The 21,482-nt window shown below is 56.5% G+C and carries 15 protein-coding genes; 3 read left to right on the forward strand and 12 right to left on the reverse strand.

All coding sequences use genetic code 11. The features are described 5' to 3' along the window. Positions 1-3: 3 nt before the first annotated feature. From panB to sfsA, 6 genes are all read right to left on the reverse strand, one after another. Positions 4-798, reverse strand: coding sequence for a 3-methyl-2-oxobutanoate hydroxymethyltransferase (gene panB / locus KJI95_RS07665; protein ID WP_214506592.1), 795 nt, complete (start codon positions 796-798; stop codon positions 4-6). A gap of 58 nt (positions 799-856) precedes the next feature. Beyond that, the gene (gene folK / locus KJI95_RS07670) at positions 857-1,345 is read right to left on the reverse strand and encodes a 2-amino-4-hydroxy-6-hydroxymethyldihydropteridine diphosphokinase (protein ID WP_214506593.1); all 489 of its coding nucleotides are present in this window, start codon (positions 1,343-1,345) and stop codon (positions 857-859) included. Further along, positions 1,342-2,685 carry a polynucleotide adenylyltransferase PcnB gene (gene pcnB, locus KJI95_RS07675; protein WP_432653790.1) on the reverse strand — a complete coding sequence of 448 codons (1,344 nt, stop codon included), beginning with the start codon at positions 2,683-2,685 and terminating at the stop codon, positions 1,342-1,344. The genes folK and pcnB overlap by 4 nt, the downstream gene beginning before the upstream one ends. A gap of 188 nt (positions 2,686-2,873) precedes the next feature. Then, positions 2,874-3,758, reverse strand: coding sequence for a tRNA glutamyl-Q(34) synthetase GluQRS (gene gluQRS, locus KJI95_RS07680; protein ID WP_214506821.1), 885 nt, complete (start codon positions 3,756-3,758; stop codon positions 2,874-2,876). Between the two features lie 140 nt (positions 3,759-3,898). After that, on the reverse strand, positions 3,899-4,342 hold the full coding sequence (gene dksA / locus KJI95_RS07685; protein WP_214506594.1) for an RNA polymerase-binding protein DksA: 444 nt from the start codon (positions 4,340-4,342) through the stop codon (positions 3,899-3,901). Positions 4,343-4,490: 148 nt separating this feature from the next. Continuing rightward, on the reverse strand, positions 4,491-5,216 hold the full coding sequence (gene sfsA, locus KJI95_RS07690) for a DNA/RNA nuclease SfsA (protein WP_214506822.1): 726 nt from the start codon (positions 5,214-5,216) through the stop codon (positions 4,491-4,493). A gap of 191 nt (positions 5,217-5,407) precedes the next feature. Here sfsA and pepB point away from each other — a divergent pair, with 191 nt between their 5' ends. Beyond that, the gene (gene pepB, locus KJI95_RS07695; protein WP_214506595.1) at positions 5,408-6,685 is read left to right on the forward strand and encodes an aminopeptidase PepB; all 1,278 of its coding nucleotides are present in this window, start codon (positions 5,408-5,410) and stop codon (positions 6,683-6,685) included. Positions 6,686-6,914: 229 nt separating this feature from the next. Here the strand turns inward: pepB and KJI95_RS07700 are convergent, their stop codons facing one another. Then, positions 6,915-7,727: a helix-turn-helix domain-containing protein gene (locus tag KJI95_RS07700; RefSeq protein WP_214506596.1), complete on the reverse strand. Its 813-nt coding sequence runs from the start codon at positions 7,725-7,727 to the stop codon at positions 6,915-6,917. Positions 7,728-7,996: 269 nt separating this feature from the next. Here KJI95_RS07700 and KJI95_RS07705 point away from each other — a divergent pair, with 269 nt between their 5' ends. After that, entirely contained in the window at positions 7,997-9,418 is a 1,422-nt protein-coding gene (locus KJI95_RS07705) for an aspartate ammonia-lyase (RefSeq protein WP_214506597.1), read from the forward strand. 165 nt (positions 9,419-9,583) lie between these two features. On the opposite strand, the gene KJI95_RS07710 is transcribed toward KJI95_RS07705, so the two are convergent. Continuing rightward, positions 9,584-12,463: a valine--tRNA ligase gene (locus KJI95_RS07710; protein ID WP_214506598.1), complete on the reverse strand. Its 2,880-nt coding sequence runs from the start codon at positions 12,461-12,463 to the stop codon at positions 9,584-9,586. A 15-nt stretch (positions 12,464-12,478) separates the two neighbouring features. Further along, a complete protein-coding gene (locus tag KJI95_RS07715) occupies positions 12,479-12,934 on the reverse strand; it encodes a DNA polymerase III subunit chi (protein ID WP_126165928.1) in 456 nt (151 codons plus the stop codon). A 688-nt stretch (positions 12,935-13,622) separates the two neighbouring features. Here KJI95_RS07715 and KJI95_RS07720 point away from each other — a divergent pair. Continuing rightward, complete coding sequence (locus tag KJI95_RS07720; RefSeq protein WP_284730691.1) at positions 13,623-14,369, forward strand: gamma-glutamyl-gamma-aminobutyrate hydrolase family protein; 747 nt, start codon at positions 13,623-13,625, stop codon at positions 14,367-14,369. A 210-nt stretch (positions 14,370-14,579) separates the two neighbouring features. Here KJI95_RS07720 and KJI95_RS07725 read toward each other — a convergent pair whose 3' ends face one another. The 3 genes from KJI95_RS07725 to pepA form a co-directional block, all read right to left on the reverse strand. Next, on the reverse strand, positions 14,580-16,673 hold the full coding sequence (locus tag KJI95_RS07725; RefSeq protein ID WP_214506600.1) for a basic secretory protein-like protein: 2,094 nt from the start codon (positions 16,671-16,673) through the stop codon (positions 14,580-14,582). A 27-nt stretch (positions 16,674-16,700) separates the two neighbouring features. Further along, positions 16,701-19,523, reverse strand: coding sequence for a TonB-dependent receptor domain-containing protein (locus KJI95_RS07730; RefSeq protein ID WP_214506601.1), 2,823 nt, complete (start codon positions 19,521-19,523; stop codon positions 16,701-16,703). Positions 19,524-19,918: 395 nt separating this feature from the next. After that, positions 19,919-21,427, reverse strand: coding sequence for a leucyl aminopeptidase (gene pepA / locus KJI95_RS07735; RefSeq protein ID WP_214506602.1), 1,509 nt, complete (start codon positions 21,425-21,427; stop codon positions 19,919-19,921). Positions 21,428-21,482 lie beyond the last annotated feature (55 nt).

Genomic DNA, 21,482 nt, shown 5'->3' on the forward strand with positions numbered 1-21,482 from the left:
CTCTCAGTTGAAAGTGTGTTCGGCGCCGGGGAAGGTGCCGCTGGCCACTTCATCCACGTAGGCGCGCACGGCAGCGCGGATTTCGCCGGTCTGCTTTAAATAATTCTTTGAAAAACGTGGGATATAACCGCTGGAGATCCCAAGCACATCGTGCATCACCAGGATTTGGCCATCGGTATCCTTGCCGGCACCTATGCCAATCACCGGAATAGTCAGCGCGTCACTGATGGCCTTGGCAAGGGATGCCGGAATGCATTCAATCACCAGCAGCTGGGCACCGGCGGCTTCAAGCGCCTTGGCTTCATTCAGAATGCGCTGGGCATTTTCAGCATCGCGCCCCTGCACCTTAAAACCACCGAACACGTGCACCGACTGAGGCGTGAGGCCAATGTGGGCGCACACGGGCACGCCGCGCTCGGTAAGCTTTTTCACGGTTTCCAGCAGCCATTCACCGCCTTCGAGTTTGACCATGTTGGCACCGGCCTGCATCAGCACTGTGGCGTTTGTCATGGCCTGCTCAGGGGTGGCATAGCTCATAAAAGGCATATCTGCGATTAGCAGCGCACGCTCGATACCGCGATGCACGCAGCGGGTGTGGTAGGCAATATCTTCAACCGTGACCGGCAGCGTGTCGCTGTGACCCTGCAGCACCATACCAAGGGAGTCGCCGACCAGCAGCACGTCGATGCCTTCACTGTCGAAGGCCGCTGCAAAGCTGGCGTCGTAGGCGGTCAGCGCCGTGAACTTTTTCCCTTCCTGTTTGAACTTCAGCAGGGTTGAGGTGGTGACTTTGGACATAATGGAATTTCTTAACTGCGAGTGAGAAGTGGAGTTATAAGCCAACTCTGGTCTGACTTCAATCATCCTGTGTCAGTTGGTGAAGCTCGTCGCGCATTGTCTGGTTTATCAGGGACTCCAGTGCGCTGCCGCAGGGCAATATCAGGGTTGGCGCCAAATCATAAAGTGGCAGCAGTACAAAACTGCGCTGTTTCATGCCGTAGTGGGGTACTGTCAAACGCTCGGTTTGGATCAGACTATCGCCATAAAGCAGCAGATCCAAATCCAGAGTGCGGGCACCCCAGCGAATAAGGCGCTCGCGCCCCTGACTCGCTTCAATGGCCTGCAGCGCATCGAGCAGTGCCAGCGGCTCAAGCTCAGTATCAAAGCTGGCAACGGCGTTTACGTAATCCGGCTGAACCACATCGCCCATGGGGCGGGAGCGATAGTAAGGCGACACCTGAAAGCTGCCCGGCGCTGCCAAAGACAACAGGGCCTCACAGGCCCTGTCCAGTTGAGCCACCGGCCCGTCGAGGTTTGCCCCGAGGGCGACGAAGACTCTAATCATGCTTCGCTGCCGCTGCCGCTGCCTGCCGGGGCGCCTTCGCTGCGGGGGCGACGACGCACACGGCGGTTGCGGTTACGCGGCGCGGCATTTTTGCTGCTGCCGCTGCCACGGGCGATATCGCCACGGGCTTCTTCCGGCGCTTCGACAAAGCTTTGCCACCACTGGGCGGATTTTTGCAGGCTGCCACCTTCGATTTCGGCGCGCAGCAGCAGTAAATCGTAAGCGGCGCGGAACTTGGGGTTTTCCATCAGCTTAAAGGCGCGGGTACCCTGGCTGCGCTCGAATCTGAGCTGCAGCTGCCAGATATCCCTTGCTGGCACACTGAAGCGCTTGGGGATAGCTATGGTCTGGCACTGGCGCTCGAGCACATCACCCATGGCGGCGAAGTAGGCATCGTACAGACTCAGGCCACTTTCATGGGCAATCTCTTCGGCGCGGCTCTTGAGTGGATACCACAGCAGTGCAGCGTAGAAAAACGACGGCGTTACCGGCTTATCTTCAATCACTCGCTGGTCGGTGCCGCGCATCACCAGTTGGGTCATGCGGGCGCAGTGGCCCTTGGGCGAGTCGGCCATGGTTTCGGCAATCAGCGGGAATATCGGCGCAAATAGCTGATAATCCTGCATCATTTGATAGTTTGCCTGGGCCTTGCCTGCGAAAAAGAGCTTGAGCACTTCTTCGTACATGCGGGCGGCCGGGATGTCTTTGAGCAGCGGCGCGAGCTTGCGGATAGGCGCGGCGGTGGCGTCTTCGATACGCATGCCAAGCTTAGTGGCAAAACGCACGGCGCGGATCATCCGCACCGGATCTTCACGGTAGCGGGTGTCCGGGTCGCCAATCAGGCGCAGCACGCCTTCGTTGAGATCTTCCATGCCGCCGCCGTAGCTGCGAATGGAGTAGTCGCTGATATCGTAATAGAGGGCGTTGACGGTAAAATCGCGGCGCTCGGCATCTTCATCGATACCGCCATAGACGTTGTCGCGCAGCAGGCGACCTTCGGCATTGGCCTTGGAAATCTTGTCGCCGTCTTCATCGCCGTGATGGCCGCGGAAAGTGGCCACTTCAATCACGTCACGGCCAAAGACGATGTGGGCCAAACGGAATCGGCGGCCAACAATACGGCAGTTGCGGAACAGCTTTTTGATGTCTTCCGGCGTGGCGTCGGTCACCACGTCAAAGTCTTTGGGTTCCATGCCCAGCAGCAGGTCACGGACACCACCACCTACCAGAAAGGCCTGGTATCCGGCCTTATTGAGGCGATACAGCACCTTGAGCGCATTTTCACTGATGTTTTTGCGCGAGATAGTGTGGGCATTTCGGGGCGTGACGCTCAGGCTCAGCCCGGTTCCCTCGGGAACGGACTGTTGAAAGGTTTCTGTGCTCTCGGCCTGCTCGCCCTCGGCGAACAGTTGCTTACAGAACTGAGTGATACGACGAAAAATGGTACACCTCTACATCTGGTTAAGGGCTAAAAAAGTTGGCCGATATCATACCCGTAATTGGGGATGAATGACAGTAGAGCAGCGCGTCAGTCTCTGCCGTCTATCAGGATTTCCCGCGTGGTGGGAATGGCGCCAAGTTGAAAATTGCTCACGGCCTGAGACAGGAGTTCGTCCGGCGTCGCGCCATCCACTGTGCGCTGGCCAAGAAACGCCAGTGCTGCCTTGAGTGCCGGCAGCGGATTGGCCTTGTCCACCGGCGTGGCATGGTTTTGCTTTGAGAGCTTAAAGCCCACATCGGCACAGGCGAGCGGCAGGTGCAAAAAAGCAGGTTTGTGAAAGCCAAATTGCTCAAACAGACTAAGCTGCCGGCAGCTTGCCTCAATCAAGTCGGCGCCGCGCACCACTTCGGTTATGCCGCTGTGGGCATCGTCCATCACCACCGCCAGCTGATAGGCATAAAGGCCATCGCTGCGCTTGATGATAAAGTCTTCGCGGGCAAAATCGTCGCTTACCTCGACCCGGCCCATCAGCACATCGTCAAACCAGCTAATGCGGGTGCGGTTTTTGATGCGAATGGCGCCGCTGCTAAGCTTAAGCCTTTCGCAGTGGCCGTTGTACACCCCGCCCATGGCCTGAATTTGTTTGCGGCTGCACTGGCAAAAATAGGCGTCACCCGTGCTTAGCAGGGCATCGATTTGCGCCTGATAGGCCTCGTTGCGCGCGCTCTGGTACAGCACTGCGTCGTCCCAGTTGAGGCCAAAGGCTTCTAACGTGCGCAGTATGTCATCGGCGGCGCCCGGTACTTCGCGGGGGGGATCTATATCTTCGATACGCACCAGCCATTTGCCCTGCAAACTGCGGGCACGCAGGTAACTGCCAAGCGCGGCTATCAGCGAGCCAAAATGCAATGAGCCAGAAGGTGACGGCGCAAAACGGCCGACATAAGGCATTGAGCCTGAGCTGTAGGGCATTGAACCTGAGCTGACTTTGATGTCGTTACTGGGGAGCAGGGCGATTTGGCTTGGATGTGACATGGCAGGCACAAGCTGGATAAGGCGCAGAAATACCAAGCGGGGCCTGAGCCCCGCTTCTATACCGCAAGCTGGTTGGATTAACCCGCCAGCTGCTTTTCTTTGATTTCGGCCAGCGTCTTGCAGTCGATGCACAGGTCCGCAGTCGGACGGGCTTCGAGGCGACGGATGCCGATTTCAACACCGCAGGAATCACAGAAGCCGAAATCGTCATCTTCGATTTTCTGCAGGGTTTTCTCAATCTTCTTGATGAGTTTACGTTCTCTGTCGCGGGCACGCAGCTCCAGACTGAACTCCTCTTCCTGAGCGGCTCGGTCGACTGGGTCGGGGAAGTTGGCTGCCTCGTCCTGCATATGTGAAAGAGTGCGGTCGACTTCTTCACGCAGCTGGTTACGCCAGGCTTCAAGGATTTTCTTGAAATGGCCCAACTGCTTGTCGTTCATATACTCTTCACCAGGCTGCTCCTGGTACGGTGCAACACCTGCGATAGCGAGTACGCCAAGTTTTTTAGTGCCTTCAGGCATAACGCATCTCCTGTATTCTTTGCGTTGTTCGGGCGTCATCTTAGAACGGCCGCTACATATATCAGAATAATTTAGGGGTGGCAAACATTTTACATGAGCACCTGTTAATTATTTGATCATGTCCGCTGTTCCCCGAGTTTTCAAATTTTCAGGCCGATTTTTCGGGTTTATCGGCCGCAAACGCCAGCGGAATGGACAATATCAGTCCTTCGTTGTCCATCTCGCAGCCATAGGCTAATACCTCGACGCCAACGTCGATGGCTTGACGAAGCAAGATGCCATATTGGGCGTCGATATGGTCTGCCGGTGCCACCGCTTTAATGCCCTGATGCTGCACCACAAACAAGAGCACGGCGCGATGCCCCAGGCGCACCATTTCCATGAGTTCTCTGAGGTGTTTTTGCCCCCGCGCAGACACCGCATCGGGGAAGAAGCCTTGCTTGCCCTCAAGCAAGGTGCAGCTTTTTACCTCGATATAGCAGTCGGGGCTGTTATCGGCAGAGAGTAACAAGTCAATACGGCTGTTTTCGCTGCCGTATTTCACCTCGCGGCGGATGCTGCTGTAGTGCGAAAGCTCCTTAATCAGGCCGCTTGCAATTGCTTCTTCTGCCAGCGCGTTGGCGCGGCCGGTGTTGATGCCTATCAGGTTGCCATTGTCGTCCTCGGCAAGCTCCCAGGTGCTGGCGTACTTGCGTTTGGGGTTATCAGAGGTTGAGAACCACACCTGTTTTCCGGGATAAAGGCAGTTTTTCATCGAGCCTGTGTTGGGGCAGTGCAGGGTGATTTCGCTGCCATCGGCAAGGCGCACGTCGACGAGAAAGCGCTTGTAGCGCTTAAGTAATATCGCTTCGGTTAATGGCTCGGGGTATTTCATGGGCTGTCCGGCGAGAAGAATAAGCAACGTGACCGCGAGTGTACCGCAAATACTGCGCCTTGGGGGCATGAATGCCTCGGTGCCAGGTCCCATGTCGGCTCTGGGACTTATTCTGGCTATGGGGTAAACTCTTTGGCAGAAAAACGCGGCCCGAGCTGCCGACGATGAAAACCCTATAAGAAGGAAGCAAGATGACACAAGCAATGCGCATTTGCCTCACCACTGAGGCCGCCGCCGCCCATTGGGGCAAGGCCGATATCAGCTTTGAAGGCGAAGTTGCCCGTATTCACCTGCAGGGCGCCGATGCTCTGCGTCAGATCCAGATGGCCGCCCGCAAACTGCGCGCTCAGGGTATCAGTACAGTAGTACTCGATGGCGAAGGCTGGGATTTAAACCGTCAGTGGGTGTTCGCTCAGGGCTTTGTGACTGCCAAACCTGGCTGGAGCATCGAGTGGACCGGCGATGACGCCACCCGCACCGCCCTTGAAAACCGTATGGATGCCGCGCGTCTGGTGCGCCAGCTGACCAACGAAACCCCTGAAAACCTGTCACCGGTGAAATTGGCGACTCAGGCGGCCAACTACCTTAAGCAGGTGGGCGGCGATAAGGTGAGTTTCCGCGTTATTGAGGGCGAGCAGCTGCTGGCCGAGCAGTGGATTGGTATTCATGCGGTTGGCCGCGGTAGCGAGCGTCCGCCGGCGATGCTGGAGCTGGACTTCAACCCGCTGGGCGACGATGCCCCTGTGTCTGTGGCGCTGGTTGGCAAAGGCATTACCTTCGACTCAGGCGGTTACAGCCTTAAAGCCAGCGAAGGCATGCTTAATATGAAGTGTGACATGGGCGGCGCCGCCACTGTGACCGGCGCGCTGGGTTTGGCTATCAAAAGCGGCCTGAACAAGCGCGTGAAGCTCTTTTTATGCTGCGCCGAAAACCTGGTCAGCGGCCGCGCCTATAAGCTGGGTGACATCCTTACCTACAAAAACGGCGTGACCGTGGAAGTGGTTAACACAGACGCAGAGGGCCGTTTGGTACTGGCCGATGGCCTGCAGGCGGCTTCTGCCACAGGCGCGCCTTTCATTATCGATGCTGCCACCTTGACCGGCGCCGCCGTGATGGCAGTGGGCGGTAACTATAACGCTATCTTCTCCCCTGATGCTGCCGTGCTTGAACTTGCCAAAACCAAGGCCAGCGCCGTGGCCGAGCGGGTGTGGCCGCTGCCATTGGACCCATGGCATAAAGACATGTGTCCATCAGCCTATGCTGACACCGCCAACAGCCGCCCTGTGAAAGGTGGCGGCGCTGGTGGTGCGTCCAATGCTGCTGGTTTCCTGTGGCGCTTTGTGCGTGAAGATGCCAAGTGGCTGCACATCGACCTTGCGGGTTCCTTTGAAGACAGCGCAGGCCCGCTGTGGGCCGCCGGTGCCACCACCCACGGTGTGCTGACCATTGCAGAGCTGCTGAAAGACTGAGCCGCTTTTTACTGACATAGCAAAGTACTGCTGCAGAAATTCAAAGGCCGCTCGTTGAGCGGCCTTTTTGTTGGCACAGTGCCAAACTTCAACATTGCAAAGCGCTAACGTCTGTAAAGCGGGTTTTGGTCTGCTTTGACAGCGCAGGTGCAAAGCAAGGCTTATATAAGCCGTGTGCTCAGAAGAGCGCTCAGAAGAGTGCTCGGAAGACTGCTCAGATGCAAAATGCCTAAAAGCTGTGGCGGGCACGAAAGTGGCGCTCGCCCGGCGCCATATCGTTTTGAATGGCTTCCAGAATTCGAGGGCTTATCTGGCCGCTGTCGGGGTCTAAGGTGGTGCAAAGCTTAAGGGTTTTGCGGATATCCACCTGATGCCCCAGATACTCGAACACCACCCGGGTGCAGCTGGGGATCCGCTCACCGCTGGCCGAGGCGCCAAGGCGCAAACCGCTTAAACGGCCAACCCGACTCTTGAAGGTGGGGATAAGGATGGTCTGGGTCAGCTGGTTGCCGGTAAGTGACTCATAATCCATTAAAAAGATACGGTCAGCTAATAGGTGTGCCATCCCGAAATACTTGCTGTGATAGACCTTTTCACCCGGGCCCTGCTGCAACCGCTCGGTGCGCTGGTAGTACACCTTGCCGCCTTGTTTCTCAAGGCAAATAAGATTGCGCAAAATCTTGCCCGGAAAGGCCATCGACAGGTGGTATTCGAAGTAATAGCCAAGGTATTTATCGAGCCCCTGACTCAGGCTTTGCAGCCTGGCCAGATGCTCAAGCTCAGGCGCCTCGCTTACAGGCTCACTGGGGCGCGGCCGCACCTGAATAAGCAGCTGAAACTGGCTGTGGGGCATAAGGATCTCATGCTCTTCCACCCCGAAGAAATCACACAGGCGCCGCAGGCTATGGGCCGAGGGGCGGTATTTGCCACTTAAATAGCGGTTGAACTGCGGCCGGTTGATATCGAGGCGACGACAGACCTCGGCCACCGAGCGGTAGTAGCTGCAAAGGAGGCGAAGATTTTTGGCAAATTCCTGATGCATGGCAGACCTGTGATTATTCCCGGCGGCAATTGGCGCGCGTATCGCTCGAAACTGTTCGTCCAGTGTACCTAAAAGCGGCAAAGTGCGACAGACTGCGTCAGATGCTGTTTGTCGCTAAAACTGCGTCAATCAGCGCCAATTTGCATCAGTGCGTCAACTCCCTTATTGCAGTGCAGGCTGCTGTAATAGCGCGGAATAATCAGGCTTGCCTAGAACAAGCCCACTTGAGACAGCCCAGCCAAGACCGCTTCCGGGAGCGCACACATAATATGGATACACGTATTGAACACGACCTGCTGGGGGATGCCCCGGTTCCTGCCCACGCCTGGTATGGCATTCAAACCCAGAGGGCGCTGGAAAACTTCAGTCTGAGCGGCACTCCCATCAGCGCCTTCCCTGAGCTTATCCGTGCACTGGCCAGGGTAAAGGCCGCTGCCGCCCGCGCCAACCATGGGCTGGGACTATTATGTGACTCCAAGGCCAGCGCCATCGTCGCCGCCTGCGATGACATCATTCAGGGTGCGCTGCATGACCAGTTTGTGGTGGACCTTATTCAGGGCGGCGCCGGCACCTCCACCAACATGAATGCCAACGAAGTGATTGCCAATCTGGCCCTTGCCAAGCTTGGCCACGGCAAGGGCGAGTATCGTCATCTGCATCCCAACAACGATGTGAACTGCTCTCAGTCAACCAATGATGCATACCCAACGGCGGCGCGTCTTGGCATGGTGGAAGCGGCTGTGCCACTCAAGGCTGCCATCGAGGCCATTTGCTTAAGCCTTGAGGCCAAGGGCCGCGAGTTTGGCCATATCCTCAAGATGGGCCGTACCCAGCTGCAGGATGCGGTGCCCATGACCCTGGGGCAGGAGTTTGATGCCTTTGCCGCAAGCCTTAAATCGGACATCGCCCGCATAGATGATGCCTGCAAGGAGCTTTGCGTGGTAAACCTTGGCGGCACGGCCATTGGCACCGGCATCAACACCCATCCGGCTTACGGCGTGCTGGCGGTGAAGGCCCTTGCCGATATCACGGGTCTGCCGGTGACTCAGGCTGACAACCTTATCGATGCCACCACCGATATGGGCGCCTTTGTGACCCTGTCATCTGTGCTGAAGCGCCTGGCGGTGAAACTGTCGAAGCTTTCCAACGACCTGCGGCTGCTCTCAAGCGGTCCGCGCACCGGCCTTGGGGAAATCCGTTTGCCTGCGATGCAGCCGGGTTCCTCCATCATGCCGGGCAAGGTAAACCCGGTGATCCCCGAGGCGGTGAATCAGGTGGCGTTTCAGGTGATTGGCACCGACATGACCATCACCATGGCCGCCGAGGCGGCGCAGCTGCAACTGAACGCCATGGAGCCGGTGATTGTTTATAACCTTTTGAATAACTGCGCCTTGCTCACCCGCGCCATCGCCATGCTCGATAGCCGCTGTATTCAGGGTATCGAAGCCAACGAGGCCAAATGCGAGCAGCACCTGAACACCAGTATCGGCATAGTCACGGCGCTGGTGCCGCACATCGGTTATGAGAACGCCACCCGCATCGCCGGTGAAGCTCTGCTGAGCGGCGCCGGTGTGGCGGAGCTCGTGCGCCGCGATGGGCTATTGAGCGATGATGCCTTAAGCCAAATCTTAAGCCCGGCCGCCATGGTCACCCCGGTGGAGCTGACCGGCCTTGGTGCCAAGACGCATTGATCAACCTGCGCACTGATTAAGCGCCGCGCTGATTAAGCGGTATTGATCAAACGGCGCACTGACAAAGGCTTTTGATCTCAGTAAAAATTGACCAATAAAAAAAGCAGCCTGATGGCTGCTTTTTTACTGCTTTTTACGGAGTCAGAGACTTGGCTTTACGCCGTCTCAGGCTTCCAGCTTGGCAAGCTCGGCTTTCTGCTCGCTCAGCTTGTCCATATCGCGCTTGATGTCGGCGGCCTTGGCACGCTCTTTCTCAATCACTTCGGCCGGGGCCTTGGCCACAAAGCCTTCGTTGGACAGCTTGCCTTCGATACGGGCCACTTCACCGGTCAGCTTCTCCAGCTGCTTGTCGATACGTGCCATTTCGGCGGCTACGTCAATCAGGCCCGCCATAGGGATCAGCAGCTCCATTTCACCAATCAGCTGAGTGGTGGCCATGGGGGCGGCTTCGCCTTCGGCGAGTATGGTCATGCTCTCAAGCTTGGCAAGCGTCCCGAAGAAGGCCTGGTTGGCTTCGATGCGGGCCTTGTCTTCATCGCTTACACCGCGCAGCAGGGCTGACAGCGGCTTGCTTGGCGCAATGTTGAGCTCGGCGCGAATATTGCGCACCGCCACAATCACCTGCTTAACCCACTCGAGATCGGCCATAGCCTTGGCATCTACCTTGGCGGCATCGAACTCGGGGAAGGACATCAACATCAGGGTGTCGCCTTCAACACCGGCGAGCGGCTTAACGCGATCCCAGATGGTCTCGGTGATGTAAGGCATCATGGGGTGCATCAGGCGCAGCAGCTGCTCAAGTACAGCCACCAGAGTATGACGGGTGCCGCGCTGCTCGGCTTCAGAGCCGTTTTGCAGTACTGGTTTGGTCAGCTCCAGATACCAGTCACAGAACTGGTTCCAGGTGAACTCGTACAGGGTGTTGGCGGCCAAGTCAAAGCGATAGGCATTGATGTGCTCGTCGAAGGTCTTGACGGTTTCCTGGAACTTGCCGATGACCCAGCGGTCGGCCAGCGACAGCTTCATTTCGCCACCGGACTTTCCGTTTGGAGAGTTGGGGCCGCAATCCTGCTCTTCGGTGTTCATCAGCACGTAGCGGGAGGCGTTCCACAGCTTATTACAGAAGCTGCGGTAGCCGTCGAGGCGCTTCATGTCCCAGTTGATGTCGCGGCCGGTAGAGGCCATGGCCGCCAGGGTAAAGCGCAGCGCGTCTGTGCCGTGTGGCTCGATGCCGTTTTCGAACTCCTTGCGGGTGCTCTTTTCAATCTTGGCGGCAAGCTGTGGCTGCATCATGTTGCCGGTACGCTTCTGAACCAGGGATTCAAGGTCGATACCGTCAATCATATCCAATGGATCCAGTACGTTACCCTTGGACTTGGACATCTTGTTGCCCTGTTCGTCGCGGATAAGACCGGTTACGTATACCGTCTTGAACGGAACCTGCGGCTTGCCGTCTTCGTCTTTGATGAAGTACATGGTCATCATGATCATCCGGGCAACCCAGAAGAAGATGATGTCAAAACCTGTCACCAGCACGTCGGTGGGGTGGAAGGTCTTGAGCTCTGGGGTTTGCTCCGGCCAGCCCAGGGTAGAGAAGGTCCACAGGGCAGAGGAGAACCAGGTGTCCAGCACGTCGTCGTCCTGACGCAGTTTTACGTCGGCGCCAAGGTTGTGGTTCTGGCGTACTTCCTCTTCGCTGCGGCCAACGTACACCTTACCGGCTTCGTCGTACCAGGCAGGAATGCGGTGACCCCACCACAGCTGGCGGGAGATACACCAGTCCTGAATGTCGCGCATCCAGGAGAAGTACATGTTTTCGTACTGCTGCGGCACAAACTTGATGTCGCCGTTTTCCACCGCTTCGATGGCAGGCTGGGCAAGCTTTTGTACCGCAACGTACCACTGGTCAGTGAGCAGCGGCTCAATCACTACGCCGGAGCGATCGCCGTAAGGCACTTTGAGCGCGTGTGGCTCGATTTTTTCGAGGAGCCCCAGAGTCTCAAATTCGGCCACGATGGCGTCGCGGGCCTTGAAGCGGTCGAGGCCGGCATAGCGCTCGGGCAGGCTGGCATCCAGCTCGCTGTTGTGGCTGCCGTCGGTGTTGAGTACCTCGGCAAGGGCGCGGATGGTGGCATCCTGGGTGAGGATGTTGAACATCGGCAGGCTGTGGCGCTTGCCCACTTCGTAGTCGTTGAAGTCGTGGGCCGGGGTGATTTTCACGCAGCCGGTACCGAAGTCTTTATCCACGTATTCATCGGCGATGATGGGGATGCGGCGGTTCACGATAGGCAGAATGATTTCTTTGCCAATCAGTGACGCGTAACGCTCATCTTCGGGGTGTACCGCTACCGCGCTGTCGCCCAGCATGGTTTCAGGACGGGTAGTGGCTACTACCAGATAGTCTTTGCCATCTGCGGTCAGCTCGGTGCCGGCCAGCGGATAGCGGAAGTGCCACATGTGGCCCGCTTTTTCTTTGTTTTCCACTTCCAGATCGGAAATGGCGGTGTGCAGCTTGGGATCCCAGTTCACCAGGCGCTTGCCGCGGTAAATCAGTTTGTCGTCGTACAGGCGCACGAACACTTCCTGCACCGCGTTGGACAGACCTTCATCCATGGTGAAGCGCTCACGGTCCCAATCCACAGAGGCGCCCATGCGGCGCAGCTGGCTGGTGATGGTGCCGCCGGACTGGGCTTTCCACTCCCACACCTTTTCCATAAAGGCGTCGCGGCCAAGGTCATGGCGGCTCTTGCCCTGTTCGGCTTCAAGCTTGCGCTCAACCAGCATCTGGGTGGCGATACCGGCGTGGTCGGTACCCACTTGCCACAGGGTGTTTTTGCCCTTCATGCGCTGATAGCGGATGAGGGTATCCATGATGGTGTCCTGGAAGGCGTGACCCATGTGCAGGCTGCCGGTGACGTTCGGCGGCGGGATCATGATGCAATAGTTGCCCTGGCTGGAATCACCGTGTGGCTTGAAGTAACCCTTTTCTTCCCAAACGCGGTAGAGGGCCTGTTCGATGGACTGTGGATTGTATGTCTTTTCCATGGGGATCAGATTTTCTCAAACTAGATTAAGGGGTTGTGTCGCCAAATCCTGAGTGGATGGCTCGATGCCAAGGCCGCGAAGCTCGCGAAAACGCAGCCGTGCCAGTGCCTTGGTGGCCTCGTCACCGGCGACAAAGTCGATAAAGTGGCCAAAGTGTACCGCAAAAGGCGGTACTTTTTCTGCAAGATTAATCAGAATACCGCGGTTTTTTGATGGTCCGAGCCGATCGTGACCGATTTCCACCGGTGCGCCGCCCTGCGGCCCTTCGCCCTTGAGGTTGTGGGGCACAAAATCGTTGGGGTCAAACTGCCAAAGTTGCTCGTCGATGGCAAAACTTTGGGATTCATCGTTGCAGTGAATATAGACCCAGGCGCCGCGGCGGTAATGAAACGCCGCCAGACGGCAGGCCAGCAGCTCGGCAGCATCCCTCATTTGGGATGGCGGAAGTACGTAAAAAAGTGCCTGGGTCATGGAGTTTCCGGCTAAAGAAAACGAAAGCCGCATTCTAACTTAGATAGACGCCCGACATAAAGCCGCGCGTTGCCAGTGCCCGCGTCCGTATCTGCCAAGGCGGCCGGGATGACCTCGATATCAAATCCACACGGAGAGAGGCTTATGCCAACGCAAGTTCAGAACCCGATGCAGGCGCTTAGCGGGCGAGAGTAACGCACGGCGTTTAACATCTTGTTGCAGCTGGTGCTGATGGTTGCAGCTGGTGCCGATGGTTGTCAGTGGACATTAGCTACGGCCGGCGGAGGAATACAAAGCCGAACATCCTGAATGTTAAAAGACTTTCCGGAACAGAGCATGGCGCCTGCGAATAAGGATGCCACCGGCACTTTGACCGCGCTTATTCCACAAACTTTACCGTCTTCTATTGTAAATAATATATTGTTATACGTTTGACATATTGAACACCTTTGGGCATGCTGATTTTGTGATTGCCGTCGCAAAGAGGGCGTCGCAGGTACGGGGTTTGGGCATGTCCTGGCCGTTTTGGCCGCAGTTTCAGCCGCAATAACGTGTGGCTGGGTGGCCGGAAGTGGCGACACCAGGGCATGCCCAAGGCGCGAACTTTAGCGTTTTGACTACCAGGTGATCTATGTCTTTAAAACAACAAGTAAATAGAAAAAATAGTAAGCCCGTCATATTGATGTCCATGGGGCATCAGGACCGTAACGGTCATTCTTATCAAGTGATGACCCACAAATATATGCAGCCGCTGGTGGAGTTTTCCAACTGTGTGCCGCTTTTGATCCCGACCTGTTTTGGTGTTGCAGATATTGAGCAGTACCTCGACATGGCCGATGGGGTATACCTGTCGGGTGCGGCATCAAACATCGACCCAGCTCTCTATGGCCAGGAAAACCTCACCCCCGATAAAAAGCAGGATAAAGACAGGGATCTGGTTGATTTGGCACTGATTAAAGGTGCTGTGGCCCGAGGCCTGCCCATCCTTGGCATTTGCCGTGGTATGCAGGAGATGAACATTGCCTTTGGCGGTGATCTGTACCAAAAGGTGCACGATGAGGATAACCTCAACGATCACCGCGAAGATCCCGACGGCTCTCCGGAGGAGCAATACGGTGAAAGCCATAAAATCGCATTGGTAAAAGGCAGTTGGCTGCACACGCTGCTGGGGGATGAAATTGGCGTTAACTCACTGCACGGGCAGGGGATCCGTACTTTGGGCAAGGGCCTGGAGCCGCTGGCCTATGCTGAAGATGGTTTGATTGAAGCTATCCATGCTCCCGGGTTGCCGCAGTTTACTCTGGGTGTGCAGTGGCACCCTGAGTGGAAAGCCGCCGAGAACCCTGACTCTATCAAGATTTTCAAAGTGTTTGGCGAGGCATGTCGTCGTCATGCCAGCGGTGGCTTTGACCTGCACATGGGCAAGGCATCCTGACACTCCGAGAATCCGAGAATCCGAGAATCCGAGAATCCGAGAATCCGAGAATCCGAGAATCCGAGGATCTGAAACCCCTTAGAACCAGAGAACCGGGTTCTGATGAATAAAAAGAGCGAAGCCTGGGCTTCGCTCTTTTTTTGCTGCTACTTAATCAAGCCTAAGCAATCCAGCCTATTCACTCATGGAAATCAGGCCTGCGCTTTGAGCTCAGTTGCGGGTCAGCAGCGCCAGCTCCCCAATTTGAACCAGGCGGCCATTGTCGCCACCGACGCCGGCATCGCTGCGGGCATTGTCGAACTCAAACCGGTAGTGTTTGTAGGCTGTGGTGTTGCCGGCCACATCAAAGTGAAAGGTGGTCAGCCGTGGTGGATTTGGCGGATAGTAGCCCTCGCCGAGCGCCTGCCAATGCTCACCGTCGTTTGAGGCCGATACGGTCCAGCTGGTCGGGTCACGCAGTTCATTGTCATTGCCTGTGGTCAGGCTGTATTTGTTAAGCACCACAGGGGATGGGGTGCTTATCAGTACATCGACACTGCTGACCTGGTTAATTGGCGTCAGCTCCGGCGCGTATTGGGTCAGCCACCAGGGCGTTTCAATGACGGCGTTGAACTTGTTTTTAATATTGTTATCAATGAGTTTATCCGGACCTTCTCCCCAAATCCCGATATGGGTTGCGGTGGTGGAGGCACTCACGCCCGCATCAATGGCAAAGTTGCGGTAACCCGCCACCGGCGTCGGGTAGTTTGGCGTCAGGCCCAGGTCTTTTATCAGGTACTGCTGATACTCTTTAAACACCACGTCGATGCCGCGATCCTCACCGAAGATGGACTTAAAGGCCGCATCAAAACTCCACTTTTCAATGTCTTTGGCGCTTTGGTTAAAGCGGCGGATAAAGTCACTGCTGCGGTTGGTGTTGGCCACCCACTCGAGGAAAAAGGACGTCTGGTTGTAGGCGTCTTCATTCCAGTTTTCGATGTAGGCAACCTTGCCGCGGTACTGCTCGAGGTATCCGGCCTGGATGCGCACATAGTTGGCAAGCGCTTCGAGGAAGGTGTGTTTTTCATCGCCCGGCTGATACTGGCCATTTTGCGGCGCATGGTTGTAGCCGTGGGTCAGCTCGTGCCACAGCACGCCGAGGATCTCCCGGCGCAGTGCTTCATCGCCCTGGCTTTCGAGGTTTCCAATGTGGTTTAGGTCGAACATCAGCACCATGTCTTTATCGGTGCCGGATTTGGCGGCCGGAAACTCATACTCATCGGTTTCAAAGGTCACCGAATTGAATACTTTACTCTGGGTGACATTGTGGTAAAGCACCTTGGCGACCCCGAGTGATACCTCGTGGATAACGGCTTCAAGATCCGGCATGACCCGCTCCAGCGCTTTTTGCCCCGGATGCTCCGGCTTGTGCTTGATAAAGCTGACGGACGGATTGTGGAATCCGGCCCAGGGCTCATTCGGGTCCCACACCCGGATAAAACCTTCCTGAACCAGCTCACTTTCACCCTTATCGTTACTGGCCTTGAGGGTCACGGTTTTGGCGCCGAGGCTGTCAAAACGCACCAGCGGGTTTTGCTCTGTGCTGGTGGCCGGGTTGCCACCTTCAAACTGCCACTGCCATTTGCTGGGGTTTACCAGTGAGGTGTCGTGGAAAATCACAAACTCGCCGATGGCCGGCGTGGTGTTGGTGGCCTTGAAAGACACAATCGGCTCTTCGGCGGTGACCATCAGCTCAAGCTCTGCCAGCTGCAGTATATTGCCGCCCCACTGGTCGGTTCCGCCATGGACCATGTTAAAGCGGAAATATTGATAGGCAGCCGGTGCTTTATCCAGGCTGTAGCTGTTGCGTTTGCCTCGGGCTGAGAAGGTCTGGTCGCTGCGGGAGTCGATTTCGGTCCAGTTGTCCCCATCGTTTGAGCCTTCCAGGGTCCAGGTTTTCGGATCCCGTGGCGGCGCATCGTTGGCCGACACCAGATTGTAGGAGGTCAGCACGTAGGGTTTTACGCCCTTGAATACGATAGTCGCCTCGGGGCTGAAGGTCAGAAACTTGCTGCCGGTGTCGCCGTCTATCAGTTTGCTGATGTCTTCGGCGGCTGGTGAGTTGGCACCGGGGGCTGAAATCTGCGCGCCCTTGTCGGATGACATGTTGCGGCTGGTGCCCTGAGTGTTGCCCGCACCATTGCCGGGCGCATTACCGGCAACCGGCGATGGGTCCTGGGTTGAATGGAAGCCTGAGCCATCGTTGCAGCCAACCAGGGCTGCGCCAACAGTGAGGGCAAGCAGTGACAGAGTTAAGGTTTTCATTGTTGTTTTCCTTAAATATTATTCACATCAAAACTGGTGAGTTACCCGCAGTGAGAACTGACGGCCAAGGGTGTCGTACGAGCCGGTACGGTAGAAGGGGAAGGACGAGAAGGTTTCATCCTGCGGCGGCATGGCGTTGAACAGGTTGGTTACGCTAAACAGCAGCCGGGTGTCTTCGCCAAGGCGCTGGCCTATGGTCAGGTTGAAACGGGTCCAGCCCGGCAGGCGTTCACGCTCGCCGTAGTTGGCGTTGTTCCACATTTCGCCTTTATAGGAGGCGAGCAGCGACACGGCGGTGTTGTCCTTGGTCCAGCCCAGTTGGGCGCTTGCCATGGTTTTGAAGTCAAAGTTGTTTTGCGAGTCGAGTAAATCCAGCAGCTCATCGCCTTCACGCAGGCGTTCTTTCTTTTTCAGTACCTGAGTCAGGCTCACATCGTAGCGCCAGTCGCCGAAGGTCGATGGAATGTAGCCTTCAAAGCCAAAGTCGATGCCCGCATCCTGACGTTCGGCCGCGTTGATATAGCCGCCGGTCACGGTATGGATAAGATATGGATTGCCGCTGATGCTGTTGCCAAGGTAATCAACGCCTTTGCCGTTGGCATCGTAACGGACGATGCGCGACGCCATGTTCTGGCACAGCTCTGAGTTGCTGTCGTACACGCCGGTGCGGCATTCATAGTCGGTGTTGACTATGTAGCCCGGGTCGAGGGCCTGGATTTTGTCTTTGATGGTGATGTCGTAGTAATCGAGGTTAAACGACAGGGCTTCGCTGAATTCGTACACCAGACCGGTGGTAAAAGTGGTGCCGGTTTCTTCTTTGAGGGTCTTGTCACCGCTGGAGATGGACTCGTAATTGGCACTCAGTGACGGTTTGGATGGATCTGAAGTGAGATCGGCATCGGCGCAGCTCAGTGTCAGTGCGTCCACATCGTAGCCCGGCGCGGCGCCGGTTTGGGCCAGCGTCTTACAGGCGTCTGCCGTCAGGCGGTCGTTGGCCATGCCAAAGTTGCCACTGAAACCTTTGTAAATCGCGGCCATGTCCGGACCCCGGAAGGTGGTACCGGCGGCGCTTCGCAGCACCAGTGATTCGACCGGACGATAGGTAAAGCCAAGTTGTGATGAAAAGGCGCCGCCGACGTTGGAGTCATCGTCGTAGAAGTCGTAGCGCAGCGCGCCCTGAACTTCGAGGTTATCCAGCACTGGCACCAGCACCTCTGTGGCGGCGGCGTAGCGATTGCGCGAGCCTTCGGTGATAACGCCGGTGAGGCCGGAGAAACCCTTGTTCAGCACCCGCTCGTCGGGAATGCTGGAGGTGCCTTCTTCCATCACTTCGATATAGGCGGCAAAGGAGAGCGGGCCTGCGGGCAGTTCAAACAGATCGCCTGCGATATCGGCGGTGAAGGTGTTGTTGAAGGAGTTGCCTGTGTAGGTCACCCAATCCGCGACCCGGGACATTTTGGCGGCATCAAAGGCGCCGAACCAATATTTGTAATCGGGGCGATGAACCGGCAGACCTTCGTGGGTGCCAAGCTGTGGCCCGAGCAAGTCGGCAAAGCCCGCTTTGGTGGCGTGCATGTATTCGTCTGAGAAATCGTACTCGGAGCGGGACAGGGTTAACGAGTAGTCAAAATCCCCAACCAGGCCCTTCAAACCGGCGTTTACCGAATAGGACTGGTCGTCATAGGTGCGGCCAAGGCCGTCGCTGGTGTATTCCGAATCCAGCACTTTACGCCACATGTACTTGACCACGGCCCCTTGGTTGCCGTCTTTATCAATCAGATCCGGGTCGACAAACTGGGTGTCGTTGAAGAGCAGCACCCCGCGGGCACCTTTCTTTTCCTGGGTGATAAAAAAGCCGTTGGCAAACAGCTGGGCATTTTCACTCAGCTCATACTCGGTATTGAGGTAGCCGCTGAAGCTTTCATTCTGGTTAATCAGATGGTTATCGCCGGTTTCATCCCAACCGCAGCTCATGCCGTAATTGTTGCGGCTGATGTAATGGGCGACGGCTCTGGGGTGCGGGTTATCGGCGGTGTTGCAGTATTTGTCGGCGTAGTTGTTGATGTAGGGGGTATCGCTTGAGTACACGGTGATGGAGCGGTTGAGCTCGCGATTGGCCTTGGGGTTCGGGTTGTCCCATACGCTGTCGTGGTAGGGGCGATCGCTGGCGTACAAGCCTTCGTTGCCCTTGTATTCGAGCGCGTAATCCAGGGTCCAGCCCTCGTTTGCAAAGCCGCCGACAAAGCTCAGCATCTGCCGTGGGTTGCTGTTGTAGGTATCAATACCGGCTTCGGCATCGATATAGTGTCCTTCAATGCCTTTCTTGGTGATGATGTTGATAACGCCGGCCATGGCCTCTGATCCATAAACCGCCGAGGCGCCGCCGGTCTGGATATCAATGCGCTCGACCATGGCGGTCGGGATCATGTCGAGGTTTACAAAGTTGGTTTGGCCGCCGTAGGGCATGGGGTAATAGGCCAGGCGTTTGCCGTTGACCAGAATCAGTGTGTATTCGGGGCCAATGCCGCGCAGATTAAGCTCTTTGGCGCCTGGGGTGTAGGAGCCGGTTTCCACCTCGCCTATGATGGCGCCGTTGGCGGAGCTTAAGTTGGACAGCGCGTCATAAACGGTATTGAAACCTGACTTGACCATGTCGTCGGCGGTAATGGTGGCGACATTGGTGACTCCTTCCAGATCGGCGCGGCTTATCCGGGTACCGGTGACTGAAATCCGCTCCAGCGGTTTATCGGCCTCGGCCTTGTTTGTGCCTTCATTTGCCTGCGCGCCACCAAGCGGCAGCAGCAGCGCCAGTGCCAGTGGCGATAGTTTAAAAAGACTGTGGTCTGGCATGAGTTATCTCCCTGTTTTCTTATGATTTGGAACGTTCCAATTTCCAGTGTTAAAAAAAGCGCCAGCACAGAGGGCAAAATGCCTTCCCATTACCACACGCAGCGCAGATGGAGCCTGGGTGTTCCGTTTAGCGTGCAGATCTATCCTGCCTGACCGGCAAAACAGCTGCTTCGCTGTGTCTTGTTGAATCGAGGTTTTGGAACGTTCCAAAACTTATCGGATAAATAACAAATGTCAAACAAAAATGACGTGGTTGTAACCTGGGTGAGCTGGGGATTTAAGGAAAGTGGTTATTGGTCAAGGGTTTGGATGTAATAAATAAAAAAGAGCGAAGCTGCTGCTTCGCTCTTTTATGGGGTTTGGTGCGGTAAAAGGTTGCCGCTTCGGGGCGCGAATTATTCGCCCTGCTCGAGTCCTGCGCGGTTAATCAGGAACTGAGACAAGAGCGGAACCGGACGGCCGGTTGAGCCCTTGTTGGCGCCGCTGTTCCAGGCAGTACCGGCCACATCAAGGTGTGCCCAGTTGTACTTCTTGGCGAAGCGCGACAGGAAGCAGGCGGCGGTAATGGAACCGGCCGGACGGCCACCGAGGTTGGTCATGTCGGCAAACGGGCTGTCGAGCATTTCCTGATACTCATCCCACAGCGGCATGCGCCAGGCGCGATCGCCACTCTGTTCACCGGCACTCAAAAGCTCATGTGCCAGCGGATTGTGAGAAGAGAACAGGCCGGATGCATGTTTGCCAAGGGCAATCACACAGGCGCCGGTCAGGGTGGCGGCATCGACCACCAGCTCAGGCTCGAAGCGCTCAACGTAGGTCAGCACGTCACACAGTACCAGACGGCCTTCGGCGTCGGTGTTCAGCACTTCAACGGTCTGGCCGCTCATGGTGGTGAGGATGTCGCCGGGGCGATAAGCGTTGCCGGCAGGCATGTTTTCACAGCCGGCCAGAATGCCCACCACGTTCAGCGGCAGCTTCATTTCACAGATGGCTTTCATGGTGCCGATAACACCGGCGGCGCCGCCCATGTCGTACTTCATCTCATCCATGGCTTCGCCGGGCTTGAGTGAAATACCGCCCGAGTCGAAGGTCAGGCCTTTACCGATAAGCACGATTGGCTTGGCGGTGCTGTCTACCGCGCCCTTGTACTCCATCACTGTCATGATGGATTCGTTGGCGCTGCCACGGCCAACGGCGAGGTAAGAGTTCATGCCAAGCTTGGCCATTTGCTCTTCACCGACTGTGCTGACGGTCAGGTTTTCATACACTTCAGCCAGCTGGCGGGCCTGGGAGGCGAGGTAAGCCGGATTACAGATGTTCGGTGGCATGTTGGCCACGTCCCGGCACAGGTGCATACCGGCAGCCACGGCAACGCCGTGCTCAATGGCGCGCTCGCCCACGGTCAGTTCGCGGCGGGTCGGTACATTGAATACCAGTTTGCGCAGCGGACGGCGGGTCTCGCCTTTGCGGCTCTTGAGCGCATCGAAGCTGTAGAGGCTGTTTTGGGTGGTTTCCACCGCCTGACGTACTTTCCAGTAAGTGTCGCGACCCTTCACGTGCAGCTCAGTCAGGAAGCAAACGGCTTCCATCGAACCTGTTTCGTTGAGGGTGTTGATGGTCTTGGCGATGATTTGCTTGTACTGACGTTCGTCCAGTTCACGCTCTTTGCCGCAGCCAACGAGCAAAACGCGCTCACTGAGCACGTTGGGCACATGGTGCAGCAGCAGCATTTGACCTGGTTTTCCTTCGAGGTCGCCACGGCGCAGCAGGTTGCTGATATAGCCTTCGCTGATCTTGTCCAGTTGCTCAGCAATCCCTGACAGACGACGGGGTTCGTAAACACCCACCACGATGCACGCCGAGCGTTGTTTTTCCGGGCTGCCGCTCTTTACGCTAAACTCCATGAGCACTCCTAGATTCTTAAAGACAAATTTTTATATTTATTGGATAATGCCTGCT

Origin of the sequence: Shewanella jiangmenensis (assembly GCF_018596335.1) — a bacterium.
Lineage (GTDB): Bacteria > Pseudomonadota > Gammaproteobacteria > Enterobacterales > Shewanellaceae > Shewanella > Shewanella jiangmenensis.

What these genes read in the sequence shown, in the direction of transcription:
- KJI95_RS07705 (WP_214506597.1), top strand. Translation starts at nt 7,997, where the DNA reads ATGGATACACGTATTGAACACGACCTGCTGGGGGATGCCCCGGTTCCT.
- sfsA (WP_214506822.1), bottom strand. Translation starts at nt 5,216, where the DNA reads ATGAAATACCCCGAGCCATTAACCGAAGCGATATTACTTAAGCGCTAC.
- dksA (WP_214506594.1), bottom strand. Translation starts at nt 4,342, where the DNA reads ATGCCTGAAGGCACTAAAAAACTTGGCGTACTCGCTATCGCAGGTGTT.
- gluQRS (WP_214506821.1), bottom strand. Translation starts at nt 3,758, where the DNA reads ATGCCCTACAGCTCAGGCTCAATGCCTTATGTCGGCCGTTTTGCGCCG.
- pepB (WP_214506595.1), top strand. Translation starts at nt 5,408, where the DNA reads ATGACACAAGCAATGCGCATTTGCCTCACCACTGAGGCCGCCGCCGCC.
- KJI95_RS07710 (WP_214506598.1), bottom strand. Translation starts at nt 12,463, where the DNA reads ATGGAAAAGACATACAATCCACAGTCCATCGAACAGGCCCTCTACCGC.
- pepA (WP_214506602.1), bottom strand. Translation starts at nt 21,427, where the DNA reads ATGGAGTTTAGCGTAAAGAGCGGCAGCCCGGAAAAACAACGCTCGGCG.
- KJI95_RS07720 (WP_284730691.1), top strand. Translation starts at nt 13,623, where the DNA reads ATGGGGCATCAGGACCGTAACGGTCATTCTTATCAAGTGATGACCCAC.
- KJI95_RS07725 (WP_214506600.1), bottom strand. Translation starts at nt 16,673, where the DNA reads ATGAAAACCTTAACTCTGTCACTGCTTGCCCTCACTGTTGGCGCAGCC.
- KJI95_RS07715 (WP_126165928.1), bottom strand. Translation starts at nt 12,934, where the DNA reads ATGACCCAGGCACTTTTTTACGTACTTCCGCCATCCCAAATGAGGGAT.
- KJI95_RS07700 (WP_214506596.1), bottom strand. Translation starts at nt 7,727, where the DNA reads ATGCATCAGGAATTTGCCAAAAATCTTCGCCTCCTTTGCAGCTACTAC.
- folK (WP_214506593.1), bottom strand. Translation starts at nt 1,345, where the DNA reads ATGATTAGAGTCTTCGTCGCCCTCGGGGCAAACCTCGACGGGCCGGTG.
- KJI95_RS07730 (WP_214506601.1), bottom strand. Translation starts at nt 19,523, where the DNA reads ATGCCAGACCACAGTCTTTTTAAACTATCGCCACTGGCACTGGCGCTG.
- panB (WP_214506592.1), bottom strand. Translation starts at nt 798, where the DNA reads ATGTCCAAAGTCACCACCTCAACCCTGCTGAAGTTCAAACAGGAAGGG.